Annotated in this window: 1 protein-coding gene; it reads left to right on the top strand. The window is 65.5% G+C overall.

Annotated features, from left to right (window positions below; all coding sequences use genetic code 11):
• Positions 1 to 538 (top strand): diguanylate cyclase (locus tag AC1DU6_RS35540; RefSeq protein ID WP_477863311.1); only part of this gene is annotated, 538 nt, incomplete at both ends.

The raw sequence follows: 538 nt of genomic DNA, 5'->3' as shown, positions 1-538 counted from the left end.
GATGGAAACCATGGCGCAGAGGTTTGGCCGCGGTGACTGGTCGGCGCGCGTTGCGCGCAACACGTTGCCGGCCGAGTTCGTGCCGCTGGCACGCGCATTCTACGGGATGGCAGCGCAACTACGTGGCCGCGAACGCGAATTGCGCGCCAGCAACGAGCAGCTCACGGTGCTGGCATCGGTGGACATGCTGTCCGGCCTGGCGAATCGGCGGGGCTTCCAAAGCCGCCTCGACTTCGAATGGCTGAAAGCCCAGCAGTCCGGCGACCATCTGACGCTGATGATGATCGACGTCGATCACTTCAAACTCTTCAACGACACCTMTGGCCATCCCGAAGGCGATGCCTGCCTGGCGCGCGTCGGCGAAGCGCTCTCGAATCTGGCCGATCGCAGCTCGGGCTTTGCCGGCCGCTATGGCGGCGAGGAATTCTGCCTGCTGCTACCGGGCACCGAGGTCGCCCGCGGCGTCCAGATCGGCGAAATGGTGCGCGCTGCCATCTGGAATCTGTCGGTCCCCCATGCCACCAGCGCGCATCAGCGG

It is taken from the genome of Roseateles sp. P5_B10 (assembly GCF_056400485.1).
The sequence above is the reverse complement of the archived record's forward strand: the minus strand, read 5'-3'. Positions and strand labels throughout refer to the sequence as shown.